The following is a 23,743-nucleotide window of genomic DNA, read 5'->3' on the forward strand; positions in this document are numbered from 1 at the left end:
CGTTAGCCTCTCGCAACAGCCTCCAGTTCTGCAATGTCGAACTTGACCATCTTCAGCATGGCTTCCGCAACGCGCTTGGCTTTTGCGGGATCGGGATCGTTCATCAACTCGCCGAGCCGTTTGGGCGCAATCTGCCAGGAGAGGCCCCAGCGGTCCTGCAGCCAGCCGCATTGCTCGATCTTGCCGCCCTCCCTCAGGGCGTCCCACAAATGGTCGATCTCGGCCTGCGTATCGCATTCGACCATGATCGAGAAGCTGTGGTTGAACGGGTCGAGCGGCCCCGCCTCGATCGCCATGTAGTGCTGATCGCCCAAGGTAAAGACTGCGATCTTGACGCTGCCTGCCGGGCCGCTCGGGCTCTCAACAGGCAGCGACGAAACCGAATGGATCGACGAACCGCGAATGAGCGAGGTGTAGAAGCCGATCGCGGCTTCCATATCCTTCTCGAACCAGAGATGCTGTGTGACCTTCATCGACGCTCCTTCCATCAAACCGCGGCGCGCGGCCGCTTCTGTTCCAAGGACGGATGAAGGGAAAGCCCGCCGACAGGGGCGATGAAATTTTCTCCGTGCAGCATGATCGCTTGTGTTGGATCCGCGTCCCGGACGCATTGCAGCGTATAACGCTGCAATGCAGAGCCGGGACCCGTTTACCCGCGTGGGAACCCCGGATCAGCAGCGCACCACAGCGCAAATGCGCCGGCTTTGCGCAGCATCCGGGGAACGGAGACCGATGCGCGTTGCTTGAAGTCCCGCTTCAATGGAAAATAAAGAAGGCCTGTACTGAAGATGCAGGCCTTCTTTGATATGCTATGGAACTTCAGGTGCAATCGAGGTTGAAGAAACTTACGCCGCCGCCAGCTTGTTCTCGACCAGCTTGATCCAATACGAGGTGCCGTACACGATCGCCTCGTCGTTGAAATCGTAGGCGGGGTGATGCAGCCCCGCGCTGTCGCCGTTGCCGCAGAAGATGAACGCACCCGGCCGCGCCTCCAGCATGTAGGAAAAATCTTCCGCGCCCATCAGCGGCGGCATCTCGTGGACGTTCTGGGCGCCGGCCACCTCCTTGGCCACCCGCGTGGCGAACTCGGTCTGCTCGGCGTGGTTTTTCGTGACGGGATAGCCGCGCTCGTAAGTGAGGTCGATCTTGGCCCCGGTCATTTGCGCCACGCCCGCGCACACCTCGCGGACCCGCTTCTCGACCGTTTCGCGCACTTCCGGCGTCAGCGTCCGCACCGTGCCGCGGAGTTCGGCGGTCTGCGGGATCACGTTCCGTGCGTTGCCGGCGTGGAACTCGCAAATCGAGATCACGGCGGAATCCAAGGGATCGATGGTCCGCGACACGATCGACTGCAGCGCGGTGATGAGCTGCGAGCCGACCAGCACGGAATCGATGCATTTGTTCGGGCGCGCGGCGTGTCCGCCGAGCCCCACGATCTTGACGTCGATCGAGTCGGTCGCGGCCATCACGGGGCCGGTCCGGATGGCGAACGAGCCGACCGGAATTCCCGGCCCATTATGCATGCCATAGACCTGCTCGATGCCGAACCGGTCCATCAGCCCGTCCTGGATCATGGCGGCGGCGCCCGCCCCACCCTCCTCGGCCGGCTGGAAGATCACGACCGCCTCACCGGCAAAATTTCTGGTTTCCGCGAGGTACCGCGCTGCACCCAAAAGCATCGCGGTGTGGCCATCATGGCCGCAGGCGTGCATCTTGCCGGGCGTCTTGGAGGCATGGGGAAGGTTGGTCGCCTCCTCGATCGGCAACGCGTCCATGTCGGCGCGGAGCCCGATCACCTTGATTTCGCCCTTGCCGGGTTGCTTGCCCTTGATGACGCCGACGACGCCGGTGCGGCCCAGGCCGGTCGTCACCTCGTCGCAGCCGAATTCGCGCAGACGGTCCGCCACGAATGCTGCAGTGCGGTGCACGTCGTACAGCAACTCGGGATTTTCATGGATATCGCGGCGCCAGGCCTGGATATCGGGTTGCAGATCGGCGACGCGGTTGACGATGGGCATGGGACTTCTCGAACCTCGGGTTGGAACGTTAGACCTCTGTAGCATGCAAGCCGCGGTCCACCCAACAGCTTAGGGACGCCGCCCATTTCCGGTCGTCACGGCCGGGGCTTGTCCCGGCCATCCACGTCTGACTAATAACGGCCAAGAAGACGTGGATGCCCGGGACACCTAGCGCCAAGACGCGTTTTGCGCTTATGCCCGGCATGACGACGATCGGTAGGTGGAAACGAGAACATGCCTCGCAGGCTTGAAGGCGATTTCAATTACATCGTGGTTGGCGCAGGGACCGCCGGCTGCATCATGGCCAACCGGCTGTCGGCCGATCCCAAAAACCGCGTGCTGATCCTGGAGGCCGGCGGCAACGACAACTGGATCTGGTTTCACATCCCCGTCGGCTATCTCTTCGCGATCGGCAATCCCCGTTCGGACTGGATGTTCAAAACCGAGCCGGAACCCGGGCTCAACGGCCGCTCTCTCGCCTATCCCCGTGGCAAGGTGATCGGCGGCTGCTCCGCGATCAACGCCATGATCTCGATGCGGGGGCAAGCCGCCGATTACGATCACTGGCGGCAGCTTGGCCTGACCGGCTGGGGCTATGACGACGTAAAGCCGCTGTTCAAGCGGCTGGAAGACCACTTCCTCGGCGAAACCGAACATCACGGCGCCGGCGGCGGCTGGCGCATCGAGGCGCCGCGGCTGTCCTGGGAGGTTCTCGACGCAGTCGGCGACGCCGCCGAGGAAATGGGCATCAAGCGCATTCCGGACTTCAACACCGGCGACAATGAAGGCGTCAGCTATTTCCATGTCAACCAGAAGCGCGGCCGGCGCTGGTCGTCGGCGCGCGGCTTCCTCAAGCCGGTGCTGAGCCGCGCCAATCTGCGGCTGGAAAAGCACGTGCTGGTCGACCGGCTGATCATCGAGAACGGACGCGCCGTCGGCGTGCGCTTCATCCGGGGCAATGAAGTGGTCGAGGCCCGCACCAAAGGCGAAGTTATTTTGTGTGCAGGCTCGATCGGCTCGACGCAGGTGCTGCACCGCTCCGGAATTGGCCCCACCGACTGGCTCTCCCCGTTCGGCATCGAAGTGGTGCTCGACAGGGAAGGCGTAGGGCGCAATCTGCAGGACCATCTGCAGCAGCGCGCGATCTACAAGGTCGAGGGCGTCCGCACGCTGAACGAGACCTATTACTCGCTGATGCGACGCGGTCTGATGGGGCTCGACTACGCCTTCCGCCGCCGCGGGCCCTTGACCATGGCGCCGTCGCAGCTCGGCATCTTCACCCGCTCGGATCTAACGCGCGCACGTGCCAACATCCAGTTTCACGTGCAGCCGCTGTCGCTCGACAAGTTCGGCGATCCCCTGCACCGCTTCCCCGCCATCACCGTGAGCGCCTGCAATCTGCAGCCGACCTCGCGCGGCACCGTGCGCATCCGTTCGGCTAGACCCGACGAAGCACCGTCGATCGCGCCGAACTATCTCTCGACCGATGACGACCGTCAGGTGGCCGCCGACGCCATCCGCACCACGCGGCGGCTGATGAAGCAGAAGCGGCTCGAACGATATAAACCGGTAGAATATCTGCCCGGCCCGAGTGTCGGTGACGACGATGAATCATTGGCAAAGGCTGCCGGCGATATCGGCACCACGATCTTCCACCCCGTGGGGACTGCGAAGATGGGCACCGCGAATGACCCCATGGCCGTGGTCGACGAGCGGCTGCGCTTCTACGGCATCGCTGGCTTGCGTGTCGCCGACGCATCGGTGATGCCGACGATCACGTCAGGCAACACCAACACACCGACGGCGATGATCGCGGAGAAGGGCGCGACGATGATTTTGGAGGATGCCAAGTAGCCCGGATAGAGCAATACAGGTTCGGCCCCCGAGCGAGTGGCCGGATTTCCCCTCGCTCATCCCGGCTACATTCCTAACTCTCACGAAATCGTCATCCCTCGCTGCCGCTGACGGGGAGACTCCCGGGAATAAACCCTGCCCTCGGCCGATCACGTCCCCGAAAGCCCAATCACGGGCTCAGGGAGACTTCTCATGAGCTATCACGATTACCACGAGGACGGTGTCAGCCGCCGCCGCGTGCTGGAATGCATGACCTGGGCCGGCACCGGCGTGCTCTGGACTGTCACCGGCGGCGTACCGCGCTCGCTCGGCCTCATCGGATCGGCAGAGGCTGCCGAGGCTGCCGGGATGAGCTTCCTGCAGATCAGCGACAGCCATATCGGCTTCGACAAGCCGGCCAACCCGAACGCAAAGGGTACGCTGGAAGAAGCCATCGAAAAGATCAGGGCGATGCCGGCAAAACCGTCCTTCATGATCCACACCGGCGACATCACGCATCTGTCAAAAGCATCCGAATTCGATGACGCCGACCGCATCATCTCGCAGGCCAAGCTCGACGTGCATTATGTGCCGGGCGAGCACGACATCATCGACGAAGAGGTCAAGCTGTACAAAGAGCGCTACGGCCGAGGCACCAGGGGTGCCGGGTATTATTCGTTCGATGCCGGCGGCGTGCACTTCGTCGGCCTCGTCAACGTCGTCGACCTCAAGGGCGGCGGCCTCGGCAATCTCGGCAACGAGCAGCTCGAATGGCTGGAGAACGACCTTAAGGGTCGTTCGAAGTCCACTCCGATCGTGCTGTTCGCCCATATCCCGCTGTGGACGGTCTATCCGCAATGGGGCTGGGGCACCGAGGACGGGGCCCGCGCGCTGGACTACGTGAAAGGATTTGGCTCGGTCACAGTGCTGAACGGCCATATCCATCAGGTGATGCAGAAGATCGAGGGCAACGTCACCTTCCATACCGCGCGCTCGACCGCTTTCCCACAGCCGGCGCCGGGCACCGCCCCCTCGCCCGGCCCGATGAAGGTCGAAGACAGCAGGCTTCGGTCGCTGCTCGGCGTTGCCAGCATCAGTTTCAAGCAGGGCGACCAGCGGCTTGCGATCATCGACACGCCGCTGCAGGGCTGAAAGGGGATTGACTATGCGTTCGATCAACCGCCGCGATTTCGGGTTCGCCGTGGTCGCCGCCGCGCTCGTTCCTGCCGGCGTCGGCCGCGCCGACGAGCAAGCTGTTCCTTTGGCTATCCATATCGACAACTTCGTGTTCGCGCCGGCGCAGCTCACGGTGAAGGTCGGCCAGACCGTCACTTGGACCAACCGTGACGACATTCCCCATACGGTGGTGTGCGTGGGCAAATTCAGGTCGAAGACGATGGACACCGACGGCACTTTCTCGTTCACGTTCACGGTACCGGGCGACTACAGGTATTTTTGTTCGCTGCATCCGCATATGACGGGGATGGTGAAGGTTGAGTAATGTGCCGAACCAAGGCATCACAGCCATGCCCGGCCGGTGGATCGGACCCGGCCGGGCGGACTCGTGTTCTGCAGCAGCCGGAGACGCGATGCCACGCAAAAAATCCGAAGATCCCGAAAAGGCCCTGCGCTTTCGCGAGGCCGCGCTGCCCTTTCTCGACGACACCTACACGCTGGCGCGCTATCTGCTCCGCGATGCTGCTGACGCCGAGGACGCCGTCCAGGAATGCTATCTGCGCGCGTTCAAGCATTTCGATCGCTATCGCGGACCGGCGATGAAGCCGTGGCTGTTCGCGATCCTGCGCAATGTCTGCCGCGCCGAATATGCGCGCCGCGCCGGCACGCCGACCAGCGCGATCGAGGATGCCCCTGAATGCGCCGAGCAGGCGCCGCTCTGGCACGAAGACCAGGAGACGCCAGAGACGCAGATCTTGCGCAAAAAGGATTCCGACACCCTCCGCCAGCTGGTTGCGGCGCTGGCCGAACCGTTCCGGCAGACTTTTGTGCTGCGCGAAATCCAGAACCTATCGTACCGCGAGATTGCCGATGTCACCGAAGTGCCTGTCGGTACCGTGATGTCCCGGCTCGCGCGCGCCCGCGCCATGCTGCGATTTGCATGGATAGCGGAAGAGGAGCAACGGAAATGACTTGCGACGAAGCTGAGGTGCTGCTTCACGCGCTGATCGACGGCGAACTCGACGCCAGTCACATCCGCGACGTAGAAAATCATCTCGCCGGCTGCCCGCGCTGCGCGGCGGCCCTTCGGGATTATCGCAACATGAGCAAGATGATGGCGGAAGGGGATGTACGCTATACCGCGCCGGCAGCCTTGCGTCAGCGCATCGAGGCGGCGCTGCCGCAACTCAAAGCCTCGCCTGACCGCCGTGCGGTGCTGCGCGGCTTCGCGATGGGATCGGCGGTATCAGCGCTGGCGGCAACGGGCCTGGTCGCCATCGTGCTACGCCAGGACGACATGGAGCGCATTCAGGCCGAAGTGGTCTCGGCGCATCTGCGCTCGCTGCAGGCCGGTCATCTCACGGACGTGGTTTCCACCGACCGGCACACCGTAAAACCGTGGTTCAACGGCAAACTGGACGTGGCGCCGCCGGTGGTCGACCTCACCGCACAGGGTTTTACGCTGATCGGCGGCCGTCTCGATTATGTCGATGCCCGCCCAATCGGTGCAATCGTCTACAAGCGGCGCTCGCACGTCATCAACCTGTTCGTCGCGCAAACCGTCAGCACCGAACACCACGCCGCCAAAACCGATGCGCTTCAGGGCTTCAATATCAGGCGCTGGAGCGAACGCGGATTGAACTACTGGGCGATCAGCGATATCGCCAGGGACGAGCTTGCCGAGTTCGGCGAGAAATTCGAGGCAGCGATGCGGACAGGAAGCGCTGGATAGCAGCACGCGGACGCGTCTTGCGCCGATTCCATGCGCAGGATCGGCGCAATACGCTCGCGCTACTGCACTCTGCGATGATGCCGCGGCGCGATCGACCTCTGCCGCAACCGCGGCTCGGATGCCGGCGCGGCCTCGTTGTAATAGGCATTGGATTGATCGAACGATCGATAGGCCGGCCGGCCGCCGAGCACATCGGCATTGGGATGATAGAAGGAGTAGGCGCCGGGCTCCTGGATCGCGGCTTGCGCGAACACAGGCGTTGCGATCGCGGTCATCAGAAATGCGGCGGCGAGTGTTGGGATAGACTTGGTCATTGGTGATATCCTCTTTTGTGAAATCACTCCATCCAATTGGGTATCGCACCGCAAAATCGGATAGCTGGGCGAGGGCTCTCACCGCGATTTGAAAAGCCGTGCTCGAAAGCGCGCGATGGCGTGAACGCGCGGAATACGCTCGCCAGCAAATCAGCAGAATAATTGCCTACAAGTGAAATGATCGGCGCAACATTTCCGCCGTTGCACGCGATAGAAGCGAGCACGGCTAGAGCTGCCCGGCGGCCAAAAATCCGGCTGATCGGCACCTCTTGCTGAGACCTGGCCCGGGGGAGCAAGGCGATATCCAGATCTTGGTCGATCTTGCCCCGCACATCGCTCCGCTCATGCGGCGACCATCGCGGATGTGCTTGCGTGGCTCATCCAGCCTACTGAACTGCGGCGGCGCTGCGATCGTTCGAGTCCTTCTCCAGGCGCGCGAAATGGCTTCGCAAGCGGGGAACTGCGAAATCCATGAAGGCGCGAACCTTCGGCACCGAGAGCCGGCCTTGCGGCGAGATCACATGCACGGGCAGCGCTGCAGGCTCGCAGCCTGCAAGAACGATTTCGAGCTCGCCTTTGCGAACCTGCTCGGCAACCTGATAGGAGAAGAACAGCGCGACGCCGCGACCGCCCGCGGCGGATGCCACCGCCCCGCGGATGCTGTTGGTGACGAGCCGCGGCGTGAACTGGATGGTTCGCGCAACGGAGGCGCCCGGCAATGGCGGGAAGGTCCAGGAATTGGGCAGGTGCGCCATCGTGATGATCTGGTGCTTTGCCAGATCGCCCGGCTCTTCGATGCGTGGATTTTGCTTGAGATAGCGCGGCGCTGCCACTACCACGCGCCGCACCTCGCCTATCCCTGTCGCGACCATGGCCGAGTCGGCGAGTTGCCCGATGCGCAGCGCGACGTCAAATCCCTCCTCGACCAGGCTCACCGCTCTATCAAGCAGCATCAGTCGCGCCGACACGGTCGGGTAAGCGTCGAGGAAGGCATCGAGAACCGGCCGCAACACCATTTCGCCCGAGGTGACCGGTGCCGTCAGCGTGAGCGTGCCGCGCGGCGCGGCCCGTTCGCCGCCGGCCAGAGGTCGGCCTCCTCGAGTTCAGTGAGCACCCGCCGGCAGGCCGCCGCATAGCGCTCGCCGACCTCGCTGAGCTTGATCGAGCGCGTCGTCCGGTGCAGCAGCTCGGCGCCAACATGCGCCTCGAGAAAGGCGATGGCGCGGCTGACCGCAGCGGGCGAGCGGCCGAGCTTGCGGCCGGCGCCGGCCAGGCTCCCCTCATCGAGCGCCATCGCAAAACCGTTCACCCACTATACCGAGGCCGATTTCGCAGCCGCACTCAGCGTCAATGTGGCGGGCTTCTTCCACATCACGCAGCGCGCGGTCACGGAAATGGAAAAGCAGGGCAGCGGCCACATCGTGCAAGTCACCACCAGCCTGGTCGACCACCCGATATCAGGCGTGCCCTCGGTGCTCGCCTCACTCACCAAGGGCGGCCTCAACGCCGCGACCAAATCGCTTGCGATCGAATATGCCAAACGCGGCATTCGCGTGAACGCGGTGGCGCCCGGTGTCATCAAGACGCCGATGCATCCCGCCGAGACGCACGCTGCGCTTAGCGCCCTGCACCCGGTCGGCCACATGGGCGAGATCAAGGACATCGTCGATGCGATCCTTTACCTCGAAGGGGCCGGCTTCGTGACCGGCGAGATTCTCCACGTCGACGGCGGCCAGAGCGCTGGTCATTGACCAGCCGTTCGGCAACCTAGGGCACAGCCACTCTCGCCTCCGCGGATATCGCAGACAGCACTACCGCGGCGGAAGGATGAGCCCTGCCGTCTTCCGGTTGCAAGATCCGCAAAACTGACACAGATTTCGGCTATTGCCGGAGAATAACGGCGAACGTCAGATCGGAGGGCACGTCCATGATCAAGGTAAGCGTAATGTATCCCAATACACCCGGCGGGCGCTTCGATCACGACTACTACCGCGACAAGCATATGCCGCTCGTGAAAGCGCGCATGGGCGACGCCTGCAAGTCCTACACGGTCGACAAGGGCCTGGCCGGCGGCGCCCCCGGCGCTCCCGCGACCTATGTCGGCATGTGTCACATCTTCTGCGACTCGGTCGAGGCGTTTCAGGCCGGCTTTGGGCCGCATGCCAAGGAGATCATGGCTGATATCCCGAACTATACCGACCAGTCTCCGGTGATCCAGATCAGCGAAGTCGTCGTAGGCTGATGGCGTAGCCTCGACGTTCGCGAGGTAGGGCGGATTAGTCTTACTGCGTCATGAGTTCCTCATGGTGAGGAGCGCGAAGCGCGTCTCGAACCATGAGGCCCCGTGGCCTACATCCTTCGAGACGCCCGCTCTGCGGGCTCCTCAGGGATGAGGGCTTGAGCAGCTATGACGCCCTACGTATCACCACAACGCGGATAGGACGATCAGCCCGACAATCCCGACCATCACGCTGTACTTCAGCGCGTAATAGACCTTCCGGTTCCACTCCTTCACGCGCCGGCTCGCAATATGAACCTCGTAGAGCTTGCCGAACACCTTGTTGAGCACGCCGACATGCTCGCCTTCCATGTTCTGGGTCGCGGAGGCCTTGACGATGTGGTGACTGACCCAGCGGTTGATCGCGGTCATGAAGCGGTATTTCATCGGGCGTTCGACGTCGCAGAACAGGATGATGCGGTTGACGTCGGTGGCGTTCTCGGCGCTGTGGATGAAAGTCTCGTCGAACATGAACGCCTCGCCGTCGCGCCAGACGCACGGCACGCCGTCGACCAGGATGCGGCATTTGTCCGAATTGGGCGTGAGCAGGCCGAGGTGGTAGCGCAGCGAGCCCGCAAAGGGATCGCGATGCGCGCCGAGCCTGCCGCCGGGCGGCAGCATGGCGAACATCGCGCCATGCACCGTCGGAATCGAATTCAACAGCTCGACCGTCCTCGGACACAGGCTGCGCGCCGAGGGAAGGAAATCGTCATACCATTTCAGGTAAAATCGCTGCCAGCCGCTCTTGAAGAACGAATAAAAACCCCAGTCGTTGTTCTTGGCCGCCGCGCGAATAAAGCCTTCGTCGAACAGCCGCACCGCCTCCTCGCGGATCGTCTCCCAGTTCTCGCTGAGCTTTGCCAGCTCAGGAAAGCGCTCGACCGGAATCACCGGCTGGTTCGGGATCGCCGAGCCGGCATACATCAGCACATTGTAGGGCGCGAGGTAGGTCGAGTGATCGCCGAGCTGGCGCGCGATCCGAAGCCGCTCACGGCCGCGGAAATGCACATAGAGCGTGGAGGCGATGAGGATATAGAGAGCGACGAGTTGTGGCGCGAAAAGCTGCTGCAACATTTCCGGTTCCTGTACCCGTGATGCGCGGAGCTGATCCGCCGGGTCTGGTGCTGGTTCCGTTTGGTTACATTTCAGCCTTATTTCACCATGCTACCTGAGCGGGAGCAAGCGTCCGAAGCGGGTTCGAGGTGTTGCAAGAAGGCGTCAGCGCGGCGGCGACACCGCTCCTTAATCCGGGGCGGCCTTGGCGTGTGCCATGAACTGCAATTGCATATCGGAGAGTGACGGCAAGCAACTATGAGAGAATAACCTGACGGATTGCGAACTGATTTGCCGCACGCGCAACTGCGATTTCATGCGGCGGCCTTCGACAACACGACAGCAAATCACTTCTGATTTTCAGAAATCGTGTCAAGCCATCACCCGCGAAAGCGGGTGATCCAATATTCCAGAGACAGCAGTGATTGAACCGATAGGCCACGGCGTACTCGATACCCCGCATGCGCGGGGTATGACGGTCCTTGTACGGGAGATGAAGTCTCAGCTCCGCAGCGCCTGCAGGCCCTTGAAGGTCAATCGCTTCGGGTCGCGCACGCCGGCGAGATAGAATTTGCGGATGAAGGCGATCGCCGCCTCGCGGTCACAATCGGTCAGCGCAACGATAGCATCGACGGCAATTCGCTGGGCGTCCATGGGCTTCCTCGTGCTGTCAGGTGCCGCAAGTCACGCAGCGCATCGGCACGCCGGTTAATCCGGCGTTAACCGTGAGGGCACTTTGGACGATTCGCCTTCACCTACGTATACGCGAAATGACGCATGGGGCGGCGTCCGGACGCGGCCGCCGCCGGATGTGACTTCACGAATACTGCATCACGCCGTCGTCGACCTTGCCGTAGCGCAACGTGACGATATCGAGCGCGTAATTCTGGTACAGCCGCCACGGCCGTTTCGAGCCCTGCTTCGGCAGTTTCGCAATCGAGCGCTGCACATAGCCGGAGGAGAAATCGAGCGACGGCAGTTCGGCGATCGACGGATCGACATTGTGCGGCATGCACTGCTTGTAGCCGTTGCGGTCCATGTAGTTGATCAGCCGGCAGACATATTCGCAGGTCAGATCGCATTTCAACGTCCACGACGCATTGGTATAGCCGAACGCCGCGGCCATGTTCGGAATGTCCGAATACATCATGCCCTTGTAGTTCAGCGTTCGCGCAAAATTGACCGTGCGGCCGTCGACGCTGACTTCGAGCCCGCCGAGCACCTGCAGAACCAACCCGGTCGCGGTGACGATGATGTCGGCTTCGAGCTCGCTGCCGTCCTTCAGCTTGATGCCGCTCCTGGTAAACGTGTCGATCTCGCTGGTGACGACGGAAGCGCGCTTGTCGCGGATCGATTTGAACAGGTCGCCGTCCGGCACCAGGCAGAGCCGCTGCTCCCAGGGATTGTAGCGCGGGGTGAAATGCTTAGCCACGTCGTATTCCGGCCCCAGCGCCATCTTGACGCCGCCGAGGATCAGTTGCTTGGCACGGTCCGGCTTACGCCGGCAGAGTTGGAAGAAATACATGCCGAACAGCACGTTGCGCCAGCGGATCAGGTGATAGGCGAGTTTGGCAGAAAGATTCCGGCGCAGCTTGTTGGCAAACGCGTCCTCTGCCGGCCGCGCCACTACATACGTCGGCGAACGCTGCAACATGGTGACGTGCGCGGCGGTCTTGGCCATCTCAGGCACCAGCGTCACCGCAGTGGCACCCGAGCCGATCACGACCACGCGCTTGCCGGCGTAATCGAGGTCCTCGGGCCATTTCTGCGGATGCACGATCTGGCCTTGGAAATCCGCAGTCCCGGCAAACTCCGGCGTGTAGCCTTCCTCGTATTTGTAATAGCCCGAGCACATGAACAGGAAATTGCAGGTGAAGCGCACGATTTCGGTTGCGCCCTCCCCTGTGGTGCGTTCGGCCTCCGCGGTCCAGCGCGAATCCGGCGACGACCAGGACGCGCGTTTGACCCGGTGGCGGAAGCGGATGTGCTTGTCGATGCCGTTGTCGGTAGCGGTCTCGCGGACGTAGTTCAGAATGCGCGGCCCGTCCGCGATCGCCTTCGGCTCGGTCCACGGTTTGAACGAATAGCCGAGCGTGTACATGTCCGAGTCGGAGCGGACGCCGGGATAGCGGAACAGGTCCCAGGTGCCGCCGATGCAGTCGCGCCCCTCCAGGATCACGTAGCTCTTGCCCGGGCACTTCTCCTGCAGGTGATAGCCCGCGCCGATGCCGGACAGGCCGGCGCCGACGATGAGGACGTCAAAGTGCTCTGCCGTATCGGTCATGGCGATCTCCCTGCTTTCCGATGTAATGGCCAGCAGGTAGAAATTGCAACTCGCATTGTAAGGTTGCAGCGACGATACAGGCTGTATCGAAATTTATCAGTGACGCTCAACGATCACGGGCTGTGCGGCCGGCCAGCAAAAAGCCCCGGATCGCTCCGGGGCTTGCTGAGGCTCTGTCGTTTACGTCAGGACGACACCCGCGGGCGGCGCGTCCCGTCTGAAATCAATACCGGTAGTGATCCGACTTGAACGGGCCTTCCGGCTTGACGCCGATATATTCGGCCTGGTCGGGGCGCAGTTCGGTCAGCTTGACGCCGATCTTGGCGAGATGCAGCCGCGCCACCTTCTCGTCCAGCGTCTTCGGCAGCACGTAGACCTTCCTCTGGTACTTGCCGTCCTTGTTGTTGGCGAACAGCTCGATCTGCGCCAGCGTCTGGTTGGTGAAGGAGGCCGACATCACAAACGACGGATGGCCCATGGCGTTGCCAAGGTTCACCAGCCGACCTTCCGACAACAGAATGATGCGATGCTTGTCGGGGAATTCGATCTCGTCGACCTGCGGCTTGATGTTGGTCCACTTCAGGTTGCGGAGCCCAGCGATCTGGATCTCGTTGTCAAAGTGACCGATGTTGCAAACGATGGCGCGATCCTTCATCGCGCGCATGTGGTCGATGGTGATGATGTCCTTGTTGCCGGTCGCGGTGACGAAGATGTCGGCGCGCGGGGCGGCGTCTTCCATCGTGGTGACTTCATAGCCTTCCATTGCCGCCTGCAGCGCGCAGATCGGATCCACTTCGGAGACCATGACGCGGCAGCCGGCCTGGCGCAGCGAAGCGGCCGAGCCCTTGCCGACATCGCCGAAGCCCGCAACCATCGCGGTCTTGCCGGACATCATGACGTCGGTGCCGCGGCGGATGCCATCGACCAGCGATTCACGGCAGCCATAGAGGTTGTCGAACTTCGACTTGGTGACGCTGTCGTTGACGTTGATGGCGGGGAACAACAGCGTGCCCTTGTTCGCCATGTCGTAGAGGCGGTGCACACCCGTCGTGGTCTCCTCCGAAACGCCCTTGATGTTCTTGGCGATCTCGGCGAAGTACCCCTTCGGCTTCTCCTTCAGGAGGCGCTTGACGAGCGCATAGAAGATTTCCTCTTCCTCCGAAGTCGGCTTGTCGAGGAAGGCGGTGTCGCCCTGCTCGGCGCGATAGCCGGCATGCACCAGCATCGTGGCGTCGCCGCCGTCATCGAGGATCATGTTGGGCGTGCCGCCGCCGTGCCAGTCGAACAGCTTTGCGGTGTAGTCCCAGTATTCGGTGAGCGTCTCGCCCTTCACCGCAAACACCGGAATGCCGGCGGCCGCGATGGCGGCTGCCGCATGGTCCTGCGTCGAATAGATGTTGCAGGAGACCCAGCGGATGTCGGCGCCGAGCGCCGCCAACGTCTCGATCAGCACTGCGGTCTGGATCGTCATGTGCAGCGAGCCGGCGATGCGGGCGCCCTTCAGCGGTTGCTTCGGACCATACTCCTCGCGCGTCGCCATCAGGCCCGGCATTTCGGTCTCGGCCAGCGAGATCTCCTTGCGGCCAAACTCGGCGAGCGAAATGTCCTTGACGATGTAGTCGGTGAAGGCGGGCTTCTTGGCGGCGGCGGTGGTCATGGGGAGTTTCCCTTTGTTGAGCTCGTCATTCCGGGGCGCGCGCGAGCCACGAACCCGGAATCTCGAAATCATGGAAAAAGATTCCGGGTTCACCGCTATCGCGGTGCCCCGGATGACGCTGTTAAAACTAAACCGCGCGCTTGAGCGGTTCGACCAGGTCGGTCTTCTCCCAGGAGAAGCCGCCTTCATTGTCGGGCGTGCGACCGAAATGGCCGTAGGCTGCGGTACGCGCGTAGATCGGGCGATTGAGATCGAGATGGGTGCGGATGCCGCGCGGCGTCAAATCCATCGCCTTCGCGGCTGCCTTCTCGAGCTCGTCCTCCGGCACTCTTCCAGTGCCGTGGGTGTCGATATAGATCGACAGCGGACGCGCCACACCGATCGCGTAAGCAAGCTGCAGGGTGCAGCGGTCGGCGAGACCGGCGGCGACGATGTTCTTGGCGACATAGCGCGCGGCATAGGCGGCCGAACGGTCGACCTTGGTCGGGTCCTTGCCGGAGAAAGCGCCGCCGCCATGCGGGGCTGCGCCGCCATACGTATCGACGATGATCTTTCGGCCGGTGAGACCGGAATCGCCGTCGGGACCGCCGATGTAGAATTTTCCGGTCGGATTGATGTGCCAGATGGTCTTGCCGTTGATCCATTCCTTCGGCAGCGCCTCGCGGACATAGGGTTCGACGATGTCACGGATCTGATTGGAGGTCAGGTCCTCGATCAGATGCTGGTGCGAGACCACGATCTCGCGCACGCCGACCGGCTTGCCGTTCTCGTACTGCACGGTGACCTGGCTCTTGGAGTCCGGACCGAGCACCTTCTCGCGGCCGGAGTGGCGCGCTTCGGAAATCAACCGCAGGATCTTGTGGGCGTAGAAGATTGGCGCCGGCATCAGGTCGGGCGTCTCGTTGGTGGCATAACCGAACATGATGCCCTGGTCGCCCGCGCCCTCTTCCTGGTTGCTGGGCTGCTTGGCATCGACGCCCTGGGCGATGTCGGCCGACTGCGGATGCAGCAGAATCTCGATGTCGGCTTTCTCCCAGTGGAAGCCTTCCTGCTCGTAGCCGATATCCTTGATCGCCTCGCGAACAACGCTCTCGATCTGGTCATTGGTCACCGAACTCGGACCGCGCGTCTCGCCAGCGATGACGACCTTATTGGTGGTGGCAAGCGTTTCGCAGGCCGCGCGGATCTGCCATGGGTCGATGCCCGCCTTCGGGCCTTCCCGGTAGAACAGGTCGACGATCTCATCCGAGATTCGATCGCAAACCTTGTCCGGATGACCCTCGGAGACCGACTCGCTGGTGAAGAGATAGGAGGCGCGCATCAACAAACCCCTTGTTCCCGCCGGACCCCGGCGGCTGTCTGTGTTGTGTATCCTGGAATGTCAGTCGCGACGCCGCGAAATGACGTAGGATTCGTCGTAAAACCAAAGCCCATTATGCTTGCGCAGAACCTCTCTGGTGGCATCGAGGGTCCGGCTGCTTTCAGTCATTTCCGTCAACCGGTCGTCTTCGATCTGGGCGACATACACCGCCGCATTCCACGCTGCAAAGGCCGTCGAGGTTCCGATCGAGCCGGTGACCTCGTTGGGCAGCGCTTCCATATCATAACGGAAGATGGAACGGTTATCGGCGTAGGCATTAAAGTTAAGGTCCCGTCCGGCCGACCCCAGCTCGTATTTCACCGCGCGCAATAGCTCATGACGGCTCACGGCGAAAGGATTTTCTCCCGGCCAGACCGATTGGATGATTTCCAGGCCCGGATCCTGCCCGTGGGAGTGAATTCCAATCAAACGGCCCCCAGCCCGAAGCGACCGCGCCAGCGGCGCGATAATCCGCTTGGCGCGGAAATTCACAGAGGATTTGGCCCGATAGGGCTGGGATGCGATCACAAGGTCGAAATTGGCCTCGGTCCGGCCGGCCCGTGGGATGATCGAATCAAGCAGGAACCGGTGGTCCTCCCGATACAGCACCAGCGCCACCGGGCGCTCATAGATCGGCATGCCCGATTTGGGGCTGATATTGGCCCGCCAGTTTTGTTCCAGAAACGGCCCAAGTTCTGCGATCTGGGCCTCGAATTCCCCCGAAGAGGCCCCCCGCAGGGCAACCTCATGCCAGATCATCCCCGCCGCGGCGGCAGGAGACGCCGGCGTCAGCCAGGGCGCCTCGGCGTAATGCATGTTGGTCAGGACGATGACGGTGGCCGGGTGCTCGAACAGCCGGTCCGGCACCTTGTCGAGCGTCAGCCGGACGTCCTCCAGACTCAACTCCTTGCCGGCGATATAGAACGGCATATGGGGAAAACGCCCGTGCATCGAGCGCATCACCCGCGCCAGCACCGTGCCGTCGCCGACACCGGCGTCGAACACCCTGAGCGCCGGCGGCCGCGGGTGCAGGCTGGAGAGCTCCAGCGCCACCCGCTCGGCGATCACCCGCTTTTCGCTGCAGGTATGGACGAACAGCAGGTATTTCTGCCGGTTCTCGAAGAAGCGGAAATTGCCTCTGGGATCGCGTTTTTCCGGCGGCACGTCGAGGCCGCGAGGCGGTGGCAGGGCGCCAGTGGACGCGGCGATATAGGCCTGGATGCGGTCCAGCGTGTCGATGGTGATGCGCTTGCCCTCGCGCAGCCGGTGCACCAGCTTGCCGTCGTTGACCGCCCGGCGTCCGAACGTCGTCTCCGCCATGTCCGCTTGGCGGCAGAATTCGGTGATCTGGCTGAGGATCTGTTCGTTTTTCATCGGTCAGTGGGCTGAAACTGGTTTGGGAAGCGCCGGTGGGCCAGATCGGATGTCTCGATTGTCCTACCACCTCTGCCCACCAAAGGAAATGCCGACCGCTTGCACCCGGCATGCACCGCCGCCGTCCTTGAACCCCGGTTCCGCGGCGGGCAACAAAGCGGTATCCGCCACTGCGACCGCCAATCACGGGGACATGATGCGCCGCGCGATCGTGATACTGACCCTGCTCGCCGCCGCACTGTGGTCGGCGCCTGCCGCAGCCCAGCCGCGCAACCAGCTTGGGCCGCTCTGCACCACCGACACCACGCCCGCCGATCAGCAGATCAACGCCTGCAGCAAGATCGTCGCGCTGAAAGTGTTTTCCGGCGAGAAGCTCGCGACCATCTACTTCTGGCGCGCGGTCGGCTGGAACAAGAAGGGCAACTACACGCAGGTGATTGCGGATGCCGGCGAGGCGATTCACCTGCACGCAAGCACCGCCGCCTACAATCTGCGCGGCTCCGCCTATTACGACAAGGGCGAGTACGACATTGCCATTGCCGATTTCAACGACGCGCTGCGCATGGGGCCGCCGAGCGGCATCATCTTTCACAACCGCGGCAATGCCTGGCGCTCCAAGGGCGAATTCGCCAAGGCGATCGCCGACTACGATCAATCGATCAAGCTGGGGCCGCCGTCCGCGTTCGCCTGGCAGAACCGCGGCATATCGAAACGCGCGCTCGGCGATCTCGATGGCGCGCTGGCCGACATCAACGAAGCGATCCGTCTCGACCCGGAATTGCCGCAGCCCTTGACCAGCCGTTCGGTGATCTGGCGCGCCAAGGGCGATTTCGATCGTGCCATCGCCGATGCCACCGAGGCGATCCGGCTCACCAAAGCAAAAGCGCCGGTCAACATCATGACGCCGCCGGGCAGCGTGCCGATCTCGGCCTATAGCCAGCGCGCCCTCTCCTATGAGGCCAAAGGCGATCTCGACCGCGCCAAGCAGGATTACGCGGCGGTGCTCGAAGGCCACGCCTCCGACGCCGGCAGCAAGGCCAACCAGGCCACCGCAAAGATCCGCCTGTCGCTATTATCAGACGCGGTACCGCCCGCGCCCCGAACGGCGACCGCAGCGCCGCCGCCGCCAGCCAGCGCAGCGGCGCCAGCTTCGCGGGCGGGTGCAGGGAGTCTGTCCCCGCCTCCCGCAGCGGAGCAGCGCCAGCGTGCAGAGACCGTCAGGCGCGTCGCGCTCGTGATCGGCAACGGCGCCTATGCGCATGTCAGAGCACTGCCCAATCCGTCCAACGACGCACGCGCGATCGCAAAAAGCCTGCGCGACATCGGCTTCGTGGTGACGGAAGGCACCGATCTGGACCGCACGGCGATGCAGGCGACGATCCGCGACTTCCTGCGCGACGCCGCGCGCGCGCAGGTCGCGGTGGTCTACTATGCCGGCCACGGCGTGCAGATCGACGGCCGCAATTACCTGGTGCCGATCGATATCCAGTTCCACGCGGGCAGCGGCATAACTGACGCGATGATGGACATGGATACGATCATGGCCGGCCTCGACGACCAGGTCCGCACCAACATCCTGATCCTCGATGCCTGCCGCAATAACCCGATGGCGCCGAGGCTCGCTTCCGCAGGTCCAGCCCGTAGCATCGAAGCCAGCTCAGGGCTGGCCGCTCCCGCCACGCTCGGCGCCGGCTCGACACGCGGCGCGGGCACGCTGATCGCCTTTGCGACGGCGCCCGGACAGGTCGCGCTCGACGGCGAAGGTGCCAATAGCCCGTTCTCGGCGGCGCTGTCGCGCCACATCGGCACGCCGGGGCTCGAGGTGCAGCAGATGCTGACGCGGGTGCGCGCCGAAGTCGTCGCCGCGACCAAGGGCAAGCAGGTGCCGTGGTCCAATTCGTCGCTGCTGGGCGAGGTGTATCTGGCGGAGAGGTGACGGCGCTTGCGCCGTCATCCGGCGCGCGCGCCAGCGCGAACTATGGTGCGCTATTGCGCACCTGAGGTCTGGTGCTTACGCACCATCCCGGAATGACAATGGAGACTATTTCCCCCAAACCTCGTTCGCCACTTCCACGGCGAGGCTGAGCTTGGCCCATTGCTCTTCCTCGGACAGGATGTTGCCTTCCTCGGTCGAGGCAAAGCCGCATTGCGGCGACACCGCAAGCTGGTCGAGCGGAGCGAACTTCGCGGCCTCCTCGAGGCGGCGCTTGATGTCGTCCTTCTTTTCGAGCTCGCCGAATTTCGAGGTGATGACGCCGACCACCACGACCTTGTTGCCCTTCGGCAAGTAGCGCAACGGCTCGAAGCCGCCCGCGCGGTCGGAATCGTATTCGAGGAAGTAGCCGTCGTAATTGGTACCGGCCAGCATGGTCTCGGCCACCGGCTCGTAGCCGCCGGACGAAATCCACGTCGAGCGGAAATTGCCGCGACAGACATGGGTTGTGATCACCATGTCGGCCGGGCGCTCCGCCAGCGCATAGTTGATGATGCGCGCATAGATTTCCTGCAGGCCATCGGGGTTGTCGCCGCGATCGCGCGCCTTCTGCAACTCGTCCTGCGAGCAGAGATAGGCCCATACGGTATCGTCGAATTGCAGATAGCGGCAGCCGGCGTCGTAGAACGCCTTCACCGCCTTGCGATAGGTCTTGCCGAGATCGAGGAAGAATTCCTCGAGATCGGGATAGACCTCCTTCGAGATCGACTTGCGGCCGCCGCGGAAATGCAGGACGGCCGGCGACGGGATCGTCATCTTTGGCGTCACGTGCGCCGTATCGGCGTGCTTTTTCAGGAAGCGGAAGTGATCCAGCATCGGATGGTTGTCCGGGAAGTCGAGCTTGCCGATGACGCGGACGGCGTCGTGGCGGGTCTCGACGCCCGCGAACTGAATACCGGTTTCGGGGTGGAACAGTTCGCAGCCTGTGAGATGGCTAAGAAAATCGAAATGCCACCAGGAGCGGCGGAATTCGCCGTCGGTTGCAAGCTTCAGGCCGATCGAGGCCTGCTTGTGCACGACCTTTTCGATCTCAAGGTCTTCCGCCTTGCGCAGGTCTTCAGCCGTGATCTCGCCCTTCTCCAGCTTGGCGCGCGCTTCCTTGATGCGCTGTGGCCGCAAGAGGCTGCCGACCTCGTCGGCGCGGAACGGGGGCTTTGTTCTCTGCATGGTCTCAACTCCCATTAGATCTAGTGCGCGGCGGCGCCGGCGACGCCGAGATAGCGTTCGAGCACCGCGGGATCGGTCTTTAACGCGCTGCTGGCCGCATCATGCACGATTGCGCCGCGTTCCAATATCACAACCCGATCGGCCAGCCCCAGAATCTTTTGCGCGTTCTGCTCGACGATAACAGAACAGATGCCGCCGGCCCGGGTAATGGTGCCGAGCGCCCGCAGCAGTTCCTCGACGATGATCGGCGCCAACCCCTCGGTCGGCTCGTCCAGCAGCAGCACCTTGGGATTGAGGGTCAGCGCGCGGCCGATCGCCAGCATCTGCTGCTCGCCGCCGGAAAGCTGGTTACCGAAATTGCTGCGGCGCTCCTTCAGCCGCGGAAACATCTCGTAGACCTTTTCCACGGTCCATGGGCCGGGCTGGGCCACCGCCGTCATGTTTTCCTCGACCGTCAGCGAACGGAAGATGTTGCGTTCCTGCGGCACCCAGCCGATCCCGGCCCGCGCCCGCTGGTCCGGACGCATCGCGGTGATATCCAGCCCGCCGAGCGCAATCGTACCGCCGAAGCGGCGGGTGATGCCGACGATTGAATTGATCAGCGTGGTCTTGCCGGTGCCATTGCGCCCGAGCAGCGCCAGCACCTGGCCCTCGCCCAGCGCCAGCGACATCGAGGGCAGCACCACGGCTTCGCCGTAGCCGGCGCGCAAGGCATCGATGGCGAGGAGATCAGGCATCGGCCGCCTCGCCGAGATAGACCGCCTTCACTTGCGGATCCCGCGCCACTTCATCCGGCGGGCCCTCGACCAGCATGGCGCCGTTGACCAGCACCGAGATACGATCAGCGAACGAGAATACCAGATCCATGTCGTGCTCGATCAGCAGCACCGTGACGTCACGCGGCAGGGCAGCGACCGCCGCCAGAATGTCGTGACGCTCGCTCTCGGGCACGCCGGCAGCGGGCTCGTCGAGCAGCAGCACACGCGGTTTGGTCGCAATGGCGACCGCAATTTCGAGCAGGCGCTGCTTCCCATAGGGAAGCGTCGCTGTCAGTTCGTTCATGACGTCGAGGAGATGAAAACGTTCGAGCGTCTCTGCAATCTCCTCGTTGACGTCGTCGCGTGTGCCCATCCGCCGCCACCAATCGCCGCCGCGGCCAAGCCGTTCGGAGACGGCGAGCCCCACCGTTTCGAGCGGGGTCAGGTCGGCATAGAGCTGGTTGATCTGGAAGGTGCGCGAGAGACCGCGCAGCACCCGCTTGTGCACCGGCAAATCGGTGATGTCGTTGCCCTCCAGCAGGATCCGCCCGGCATTGGGCTTGAGCACGCCGGTCAGGAGATTGATGACAGTGGTCTTGCCGGCGCCGTTCGGTCCGATGAGGGCATGACGGGCGCCCTGCTCCACCTTCAGCGACAGATCGCGCGTGACCTTCAGGCCGCCGAAGGATTTTTCCAGTCCCCTGGTTTCGAGAGCGATCGTCATGGTGCGTCGCTTTCGGGAACGGCAACGACGGCCGTGCGTCCGAGGACCTGACGGATGACGAGGTTCGGCCCCCAAAGAACCCAGCGATGGATGCGTTCGCGGCCGACCAGCACTATCACGACCAGAACAAGCCCGATCCAGAACAGCCAGTATTGAGGCGTAATGGTCTGAAACAGTTCCTGCAGCATCTTGAAGACAACAGCCCCGATCAGCCCGCCATAGAGATAGCCGGTGCCACCGATCACCAGCACTAGCATCAGATCGGCCGAGCGTTCGAAGGCGAACACGTCGAGCGAAGCCAGCGCCGTGGTCTGGGTGAACAGCGCGCCGGCAATGCCGGCATAAAACGCAGCCACCGTATAGATCGCGATCAGGCGGCGGTTGACCGGCACGCCGATGGCCGACGCCCGCAACGGATTGTTCTTTATCGCGCGCAGCGACAGGCCGAAAGGCGAATTCACGATCCGCCGCGCCAGCAGAAACAGCAGGAATAGCACGATCAGCGAATAATAAAAGCCGGTCTTGCCGAACATGTCGAACGCAAACAGGCCGAGGATCGGCTGCATCTCGATGCCCTGCAGCCCGTCGGTGCCGCCGGTGATGTTGGAAAACCGTTCCGCCAGCGCTTCGAGCAGTAGCGCGATGCCGAGCGTCACCATTAGTCGGGTCAGGTCGACGCCGCGGATGACGAGGAAGCTGGTGAGAAAGCCGAGCACCATGGCGATGAGGCCGGCGACGACCAGCGCGATCACCGGCTCGTTGACGATGCCGTGCAAGGCCAGCAGCCCGGCCGAATAGGCTCCGACGCCAAAGAACGCGGCGTGCCCAAGCGAAACGATGCCGGCGTAGCCGAGGATCAGATCAAGCGACAGCGTGAACAATGCCAGCCGAATGATGTCGGTCATGATCAGATAGCGGGACGGAAACAGAAATGCGCAGGACGCTGCGAGAATCCAGAACGCGATCTCGGCTGGGCGCCAGCGGGCGCGGGCGATGGCATGGAATGAGACGTCGGAAATTGCGGTCATCGGGGGCTCATCGCGCGGCGGCGCGGCCGAACAGGCCGTTCGGACGCCAGATCAGGATGACGATCATGATGGTGTAGATGACGAACGGTCCCATCTTCGGCACGTAATATTTCCCGGCGACATCGCCGATGCCGAGCAACAGCGACGCCAGGAACGGCCCGGTGATGCTGGATGAGCCGCCGACGGTGACCACGATCAAAAAGTAGATCATGAATTTTAGCGGGAAATACGGATCGAGCCCGAGGATTTCGGCGCTGAGCGCGCCGCCAAGGCCGGCAAGACCGCAGCCGAAGGCGAAGGTGAACGCAAACACCTGCGGCACGTTGATGCCGAGGCCGCTTGCCGCGCGGGGATCGTCGACCGCGGCGCGCAGGCGGCTGCCAAAACGGGTCTTCGCCAAAACCAATTGCAGCGCTACCGTGAGCAGGCCACAGATCACGATGATCATCAGCCGGTAGCGGCCGATGCCGACGCCGAATAAATCGAACTGGCCTTCCAGCGCCCCCGGCAGTTTGATGAAGATACGCGATGATCCCATGATGTAGTCGACCGCCGCGACCGACATGAAGGTGAGGCCGATCGTGAACAGCACCTGGTCGAGATGGCTGCGAGTGTAGAGGTGGCGGTAAAGCGTGCGCTCCAGCGCCACGCCTATCGCCGCGGCCGTAACAAAGGCGAGCGGAAGCGCCGCGAAGAACGGCCAGCCAGAATTGTTGACCAGCACCGCGCAGATATAGCCGCCGGCCATGGCGAAGGCGCCGTGCGCGAGATTGACGAAGTTCATCAACCCCAGCGTCACCGCCAGCCCGCAGGCGAGCACGAACAGCAGCATGCCGTAGGCGACACCGTCGAATAAGATGGTGAACAGCGTGGTCATGGGAACGCCGAAGAACCTCTAGGACACGTCATTCCGGGGCAGCGCGCCAGCGCTGAACCCTGAATCTCTTTTCAACAACCTCGAGGTCCCGGTTCGCGCGTTGCGCGCCCCGGGATG

At 63.0% G+C, this 23,743-nt stretch carries 21 protein-coding genes and 2 pseudogenes; 8 read left to right on the forward strand and 15 right to left on the reverse strand.

Annotated features, from left to right (window positions below; all coding sequences use genetic code 11):
* Positions 1 to 2: 2 nt before the first annotated feature.
* Complete coding sequence (locus HCN58_RS28530; protein WP_171582678.1) at positions 3 to 473, reverse strand: VOC family protein; 471 nt, start codon at positions 471 to 473, stop codon at positions 3 to 5.
* 372 nt (positions 474 to 845) lie between these two features.
* Positions 846 to 2,018 (reverse strand): M20 aminoacylase family protein, encoded by a 1,173-nt coding sequence (locus HCN58_RS28535; RefSeq protein WP_171582679.1) that lies wholly within the window; start codon positions 2,016 to 2,018, stop codon positions 846 to 848.
* Positions 2,019 to 2,252: 234 nt separating this feature from the next.
* On the opposite strand from HCN58_RS28535, the gene HCN58_RS28540 reads away from it, so the two are divergent.
* From HCN58_RS28540 to HCN58_RS28560, 5 genes are all read left to right on the forward strand, one after another.
* Positions 2,253 to 3,872, forward strand: a complete 1,620-nt coding sequence (locus HCN58_RS28540; protein WP_171582680.1) for a GMC family oxidoreductase — start codon at positions 2,253 to 2,255, stop codon at positions 3,870 to 3,872.
* 192 nt (positions 3,873 to 4,064) lie between these two features.
* Positions 4,065 to 5,003 (forward strand): metallophosphoesterase family protein, encoded by a 939-nt coding sequence (locus HCN58_RS28545; protein WP_171582682.1) that lies wholly within the window; start codon positions 4,065 to 4,067, stop codon positions 5,001 to 5,003.
* Between the two features lie 13 nt (positions 5,004 to 5,016).
* A complete protein-coding gene (locus HCN58_RS28550; RefSeq protein WP_171582684.1) occupies positions 5,017 to 5,352 on the forward strand; it encodes a cupredoxin domain-containing protein in 336 nt (111 codons plus the stop codon).
* A gap of 88 nt (positions 5,353 to 5,440) precedes the next feature.
* The gene (locus tag HCN58_RS28555; protein WP_235983953.1) at positions 5,441 to 5,998 is read left to right on the forward strand and encodes a sigma-70 family RNA polymerase sigma factor; all 558 of its coding nucleotides are present in this window, start codon (positions 5,441 to 5,443) and stop codon (positions 5,996 to 5,998) included.
* Positions 5,995 to 6,759, forward strand: coding sequence for an anti-sigma factor family protein (locus HCN58_RS28560; RefSeq protein WP_171582686.1), 765 nt, complete (start codon positions 5,995 to 5,997; stop codon positions 6,757 to 6,759). The genes HCN58_RS28555 and HCN58_RS28560 overlap by 4 nt, the downstream gene beginning before the upstream one ends.
* Before the next feature lie 59 nt (positions 6,760 to 6,818).
* Here HCN58_RS28560 and HCN58_RS28565 read toward each other — a convergent pair whose 3' ends face one another.
* The gene (locus tag HCN58_RS28565) at positions 6,819 to 7,073 is read right to left on the reverse strand and encodes a hypothetical protein (RefSeq protein ID WP_171582687.1); all 255 of its coding nucleotides are present in this window, start codon (positions 7,071 to 7,073) and stop codon (positions 6,819 to 6,821) included.
* Between the two features lie 386 nt (positions 7,074 to 7,459).
* Positions 7,460 to 8,367: pseudogene (locus HCN58_RS28570) on the reverse strand (LysR family transcriptional regulator).
* Here HCN58_RS28570 and HCN58_RS28575 point away from each other — a divergent pair.
* Positions 8,366 to 8,824 (forward strand): annotated as a pseudogene (locus tag HCN58_RS28575) (SDR family NAD(P)-dependent oxidoreductase); the annotation flags it as partial. The pseudogenes HCN58_RS28570 and HCN58_RS28575 sit on opposite strands and share 2 nt — an antisense overlap.
* A gap of 176 nt (positions 8,825 to 9,000) precedes the next feature.
* Positions 9,001 to 9,315, forward strand: coding sequence for an EthD family reductase (locus tag HCN58_RS28580; protein ID WP_057854156.1), 315 nt, complete (start codon positions 9,001 to 9,003; stop codon positions 9,313 to 9,315).
* A gap of 180 nt (positions 9,316 to 9,495) precedes the next feature.
* Here the strand turns inward: HCN58_RS28580 and HCN58_RS28585 are convergent, their stop codons facing one another.
* The 6 genes from HCN58_RS28585 to HCN58_RS28610 form a co-directional block, all read right to left on the reverse strand.
* Positions 9,496 to 10,425 (reverse strand): aspartyl/asparaginyl beta-hydroxylase domain-containing protein, encoded by a 930-nt coding sequence (locus tag HCN58_RS28585; RefSeq protein ID WP_171582688.1) that lies wholly within the window; start codon positions 10,423 to 10,425, stop codon positions 9,496 to 9,498.
* A 480-nt stretch (positions 10,426 to 10,905) separates the two neighbouring features.
* Entirely contained in the window at positions 10,906 to 11,058 is a 153-nt protein-coding gene (locus tag HCN58_RS28590; RefSeq protein ID WP_171582689.1) for a hypothetical protein, read from the reverse strand.
* A gap of 163 nt (positions 11,059 to 11,221) precedes the next feature.
* The gene (locus HCN58_RS28595; RefSeq protein WP_171582690.1) at positions 11,222 to 12,688 is read right to left on the reverse strand and encodes a flavin-containing monooxygenase; all 1,467 of its coding nucleotides are present in this window, start codon (positions 12,686 to 12,688) and stop codon (positions 11,222 to 11,224) included.
* Positions 12,689 to 12,911: 223 nt separating this feature from the next.
* Positions 12,912 to 14,345: an adenosylhomocysteinase gene (gene ahcY / locus HCN58_RS28600; protein WP_171582691.1), complete on the reverse strand. Its 1,434-nt coding sequence runs from the start codon at positions 14,343 to 14,345 to the stop codon at positions 12,912 to 12,914.
* Between the two features lie 127 nt (positions 14,346 to 14,472).
* The gene (gene metK / locus HCN58_RS28605) at positions 14,473 to 15,666 is read right to left on the reverse strand and encodes a methionine adenosyltransferase (protein ID WP_171582692.1); all 1,194 of its coding nucleotides are present in this window, start codon (positions 15,664 to 15,666) and stop codon (positions 14,473 to 14,475) included.
* Between the two features lie 60 nt (positions 15,667 to 15,726).
* Positions 15,727 to 17,079: a hypothetical protein gene (locus HCN58_RS28610; RefSeq protein ID WP_171582693.1), complete on the reverse strand. Its 1,353-nt coding sequence runs from the start codon at positions 17,077 to 17,079 to the stop codon at positions 15,727 to 15,729.
* A gap of 196 nt (positions 17,080 to 17,275) precedes the next feature.
* Here HCN58_RS28610 and HCN58_RS28615 point away from each other — a divergent pair, with 196 nt between their 5' ends.
* On the forward strand, positions 17,276 to 19,015 hold the full coding sequence (locus HCN58_RS28615) for a caspase family protein (protein WP_171582694.1): 1,740 nt from the start codon (positions 17,276 to 17,278) through the stop codon (positions 19,013 to 19,015).
* 105 nt (positions 19,016 to 19,120) lie between these two features.
* Here the strand turns inward: HCN58_RS28615 and HCN58_RS28620 are convergent, their stop codons facing one another.
* From HCN58_RS28620 to HCN58_RS28640, 5 genes are read right to left on the reverse strand one after another with little or no spacing between them, the layout of a single operon-like run.
* A complete protein-coding gene (locus tag HCN58_RS28620) occupies positions 19,121 to 20,239 on the reverse strand; it encodes a cobalamin-independent methionine synthase II family protein (protein WP_171582695.1) in 1,119 nt (372 codons plus the stop codon).
* 20 nt (positions 20,240 to 20,259) lie between these two features.
* The gene (locus tag HCN58_RS28625; protein WP_171582696.1) at positions 20,260 to 20,976 is read right to left on the reverse strand and encodes an ABC transporter ATP-binding protein; all 717 of its coding nucleotides are present in this window, start codon (positions 20,974 to 20,976) and stop codon (positions 20,260 to 20,262) included.
* Positions 20,969 to 21,721 carry an ABC transporter ATP-binding protein gene (locus HCN58_RS28630; RefSeq protein ID WP_171582697.1) on the reverse strand — a complete coding sequence of 251 codons (753 nt, stop codon included), beginning with the start codon at positions 21,719 to 21,721 and terminating at the stop codon, positions 20,969 to 20,971. Before HCN58_RS28630 ends, HCN58_RS28625 begins: the two co-directional genes overlap by 8 nt.
* Positions 21,718 to 22,749 carry a branched-chain amino acid ABC transporter permease gene (locus tag HCN58_RS28635; RefSeq protein ID WP_171582698.1) on the reverse strand — a complete coding sequence of 344 codons (1,032 nt, stop codon included), beginning with the start codon at positions 22,747 to 22,749 and terminating at the stop codon, positions 21,718 to 21,720. Before HCN58_RS28635 ends, HCN58_RS28630 begins: the two co-directional genes overlap by 4 nt.
* Positions 22,750 to 22,756: 7 nt before the next feature.
* Positions 22,757 to 23,626, reverse strand: a complete 870-nt coding sequence (locus tag HCN58_RS28640) for a branched-chain amino acid ABC transporter permease (protein WP_171582699.1) — start codon at positions 23,624 to 23,626, stop codon at positions 22,757 to 22,759.
* Positions 23,627 to 23,743: the final 117 nt, after the last annotated feature.

The organism is Bradyrhizobium australiense (genome assembly GCF_013114825.1).
GTDB lineage: Bacteria > Pseudomonadota > Alphaproteobacteria > Rhizobiales > Xanthobacteraceae > Bradyrhizobium > Bradyrhizobium australiense.

Bases quoted from the DNA above. Each gene is read 5' to 3' on its own strand.
- HCN58_RS28530 (WP_171582678.1), bottom strand. From the start codon at position 473: ATGAAGGTCACACAGCATCTCTGGTTCGAGAAGGATATGGAAGCCGCG.
- HCN58_RS28535 (WP_171582679.1), bottom strand. From the start codon at position 2,018: ATGCCCATCGTCAACCGCGTCGCCGATCTGCAACCCGATATCCAGGCC.
- HCN58_RS28540 (WP_171582680.1), top strand. From the start codon at position 2,253: ATGCCTCGCAGGCTTGAAGGCGATTTCAATTACATCGTGGTTGGCGCA.
- HCN58_RS28545 (WP_171582682.1), top strand. From the start codon at position 4,065: ATGAGCTATCACGATTACCACGAGGACGGTGTCAGCCGCCGCCGCGTG.
- HCN58_RS28550 (WP_171582684.1), top strand. From the start codon at position 5,017: ATGCGTTCGATCAACCGCCGCGATTTCGGGTTCGCCGTGGTCGCCGCC.
- HCN58_RS28555 (WP_235983953.1), top strand. From the start codon at position 5,441: ATGCCACGCAAAAAATCCGAAGATCCCGAAAAGGCCCTGCGCTTTCGC.
- HCN58_RS28560 (WP_171582686.1), top strand. From the start codon at position 5,995: ATGACTTGCGACGAAGCTGAGGTGCTGCTTCACGCGCTGATCGACGGC.
- HCN58_RS28565 (WP_171582687.1), bottom strand. From the start codon at position 7,073: ATGACCAAGTCTATCCCAACACTCGCCGCCGCATTTCTGATGACCGCG.
- HCN58_RS28580 (WP_057854156.1), top strand. From the start codon at position 9,001: ATGATCAAGGTAAGCGTAATGTATCCCAATACACCCGGCGGGCGCTTC.
- HCN58_RS28585 (WP_171582688.1), bottom strand. From the start codon at position 10,425: ATGTTGCAGCAGCTTTTCGCGCCACAACTCGTCGCTCTCTATATCCTC.
- HCN58_RS28590 (WP_171582689.1), bottom strand. From the start codon at position 11,058: ATGGACGCCCAGCGAATTGCCGTCGATGCTATCGTTGCGCTGACCGAT.
- HCN58_RS28595 (WP_171582690.1), bottom strand. From the start codon at position 12,688: ATGACCGATACGGCAGAGCACTTTGACGTCCTCATCGTCGGCGCCGGC.
- ahcY (WP_171582691.1), bottom strand. From the start codon at position 14,345: ATGACCACCGCCGCCGCCAAGAAGCCCGCCTTCACCGACTACATCGTC.
- metK (WP_171582692.1), bottom strand. From the start codon at position 15,666: ATGCGCGCCTCCTATCTCTTCACCAGCGAGTCGGTCTCCGAGGGTCAT.
- HCN58_RS28610 (WP_171582693.1), bottom strand. From the start codon at position 17,079: ATGAAAAACGAACAGATCCTCAGCCAGATCACCGAATTCTGCCGCCAA.
- HCN58_RS28615 (WP_171582694.1), top strand. From the start codon at position 17,276: ATGCGCCGCGCGATCGTGATACTGACCCTGCTCGCCGCCGCACTGTGG.
- HCN58_RS28620 (WP_171582695.1), bottom strand. From the start codon at position 20,239: ATGCAGAGAACAAAGCCCCCGTTCCGCGCCGACGAGGTCGGCAGCCTC.
- HCN58_RS28625 (WP_171582696.1), bottom strand. From the start codon at position 20,976: ATGCCTGATCTCCTCGCCATCGATGCCTTGCGCGCCGGCTACGGCGAA.
- HCN58_RS28630 (WP_171582697.1), bottom strand. From the start codon at position 21,721: ATGACGATCGCTCTCGAAACCAGGGGACTGGAAAAATCCTTCGGCGGC.
- HCN58_RS28635 (WP_171582698.1), bottom strand. From the start codon at position 22,749: ATGACCGCAATTTCCGACGTCTCATTCCATGCCATCGCCCGCGCCCGC.
- HCN58_RS28640 (WP_171582699.1), bottom strand. From the start codon at position 23,626: ATGACCACGCTGTTCACCATCTTATTCGACGGTGTCGCCTACGGCATG.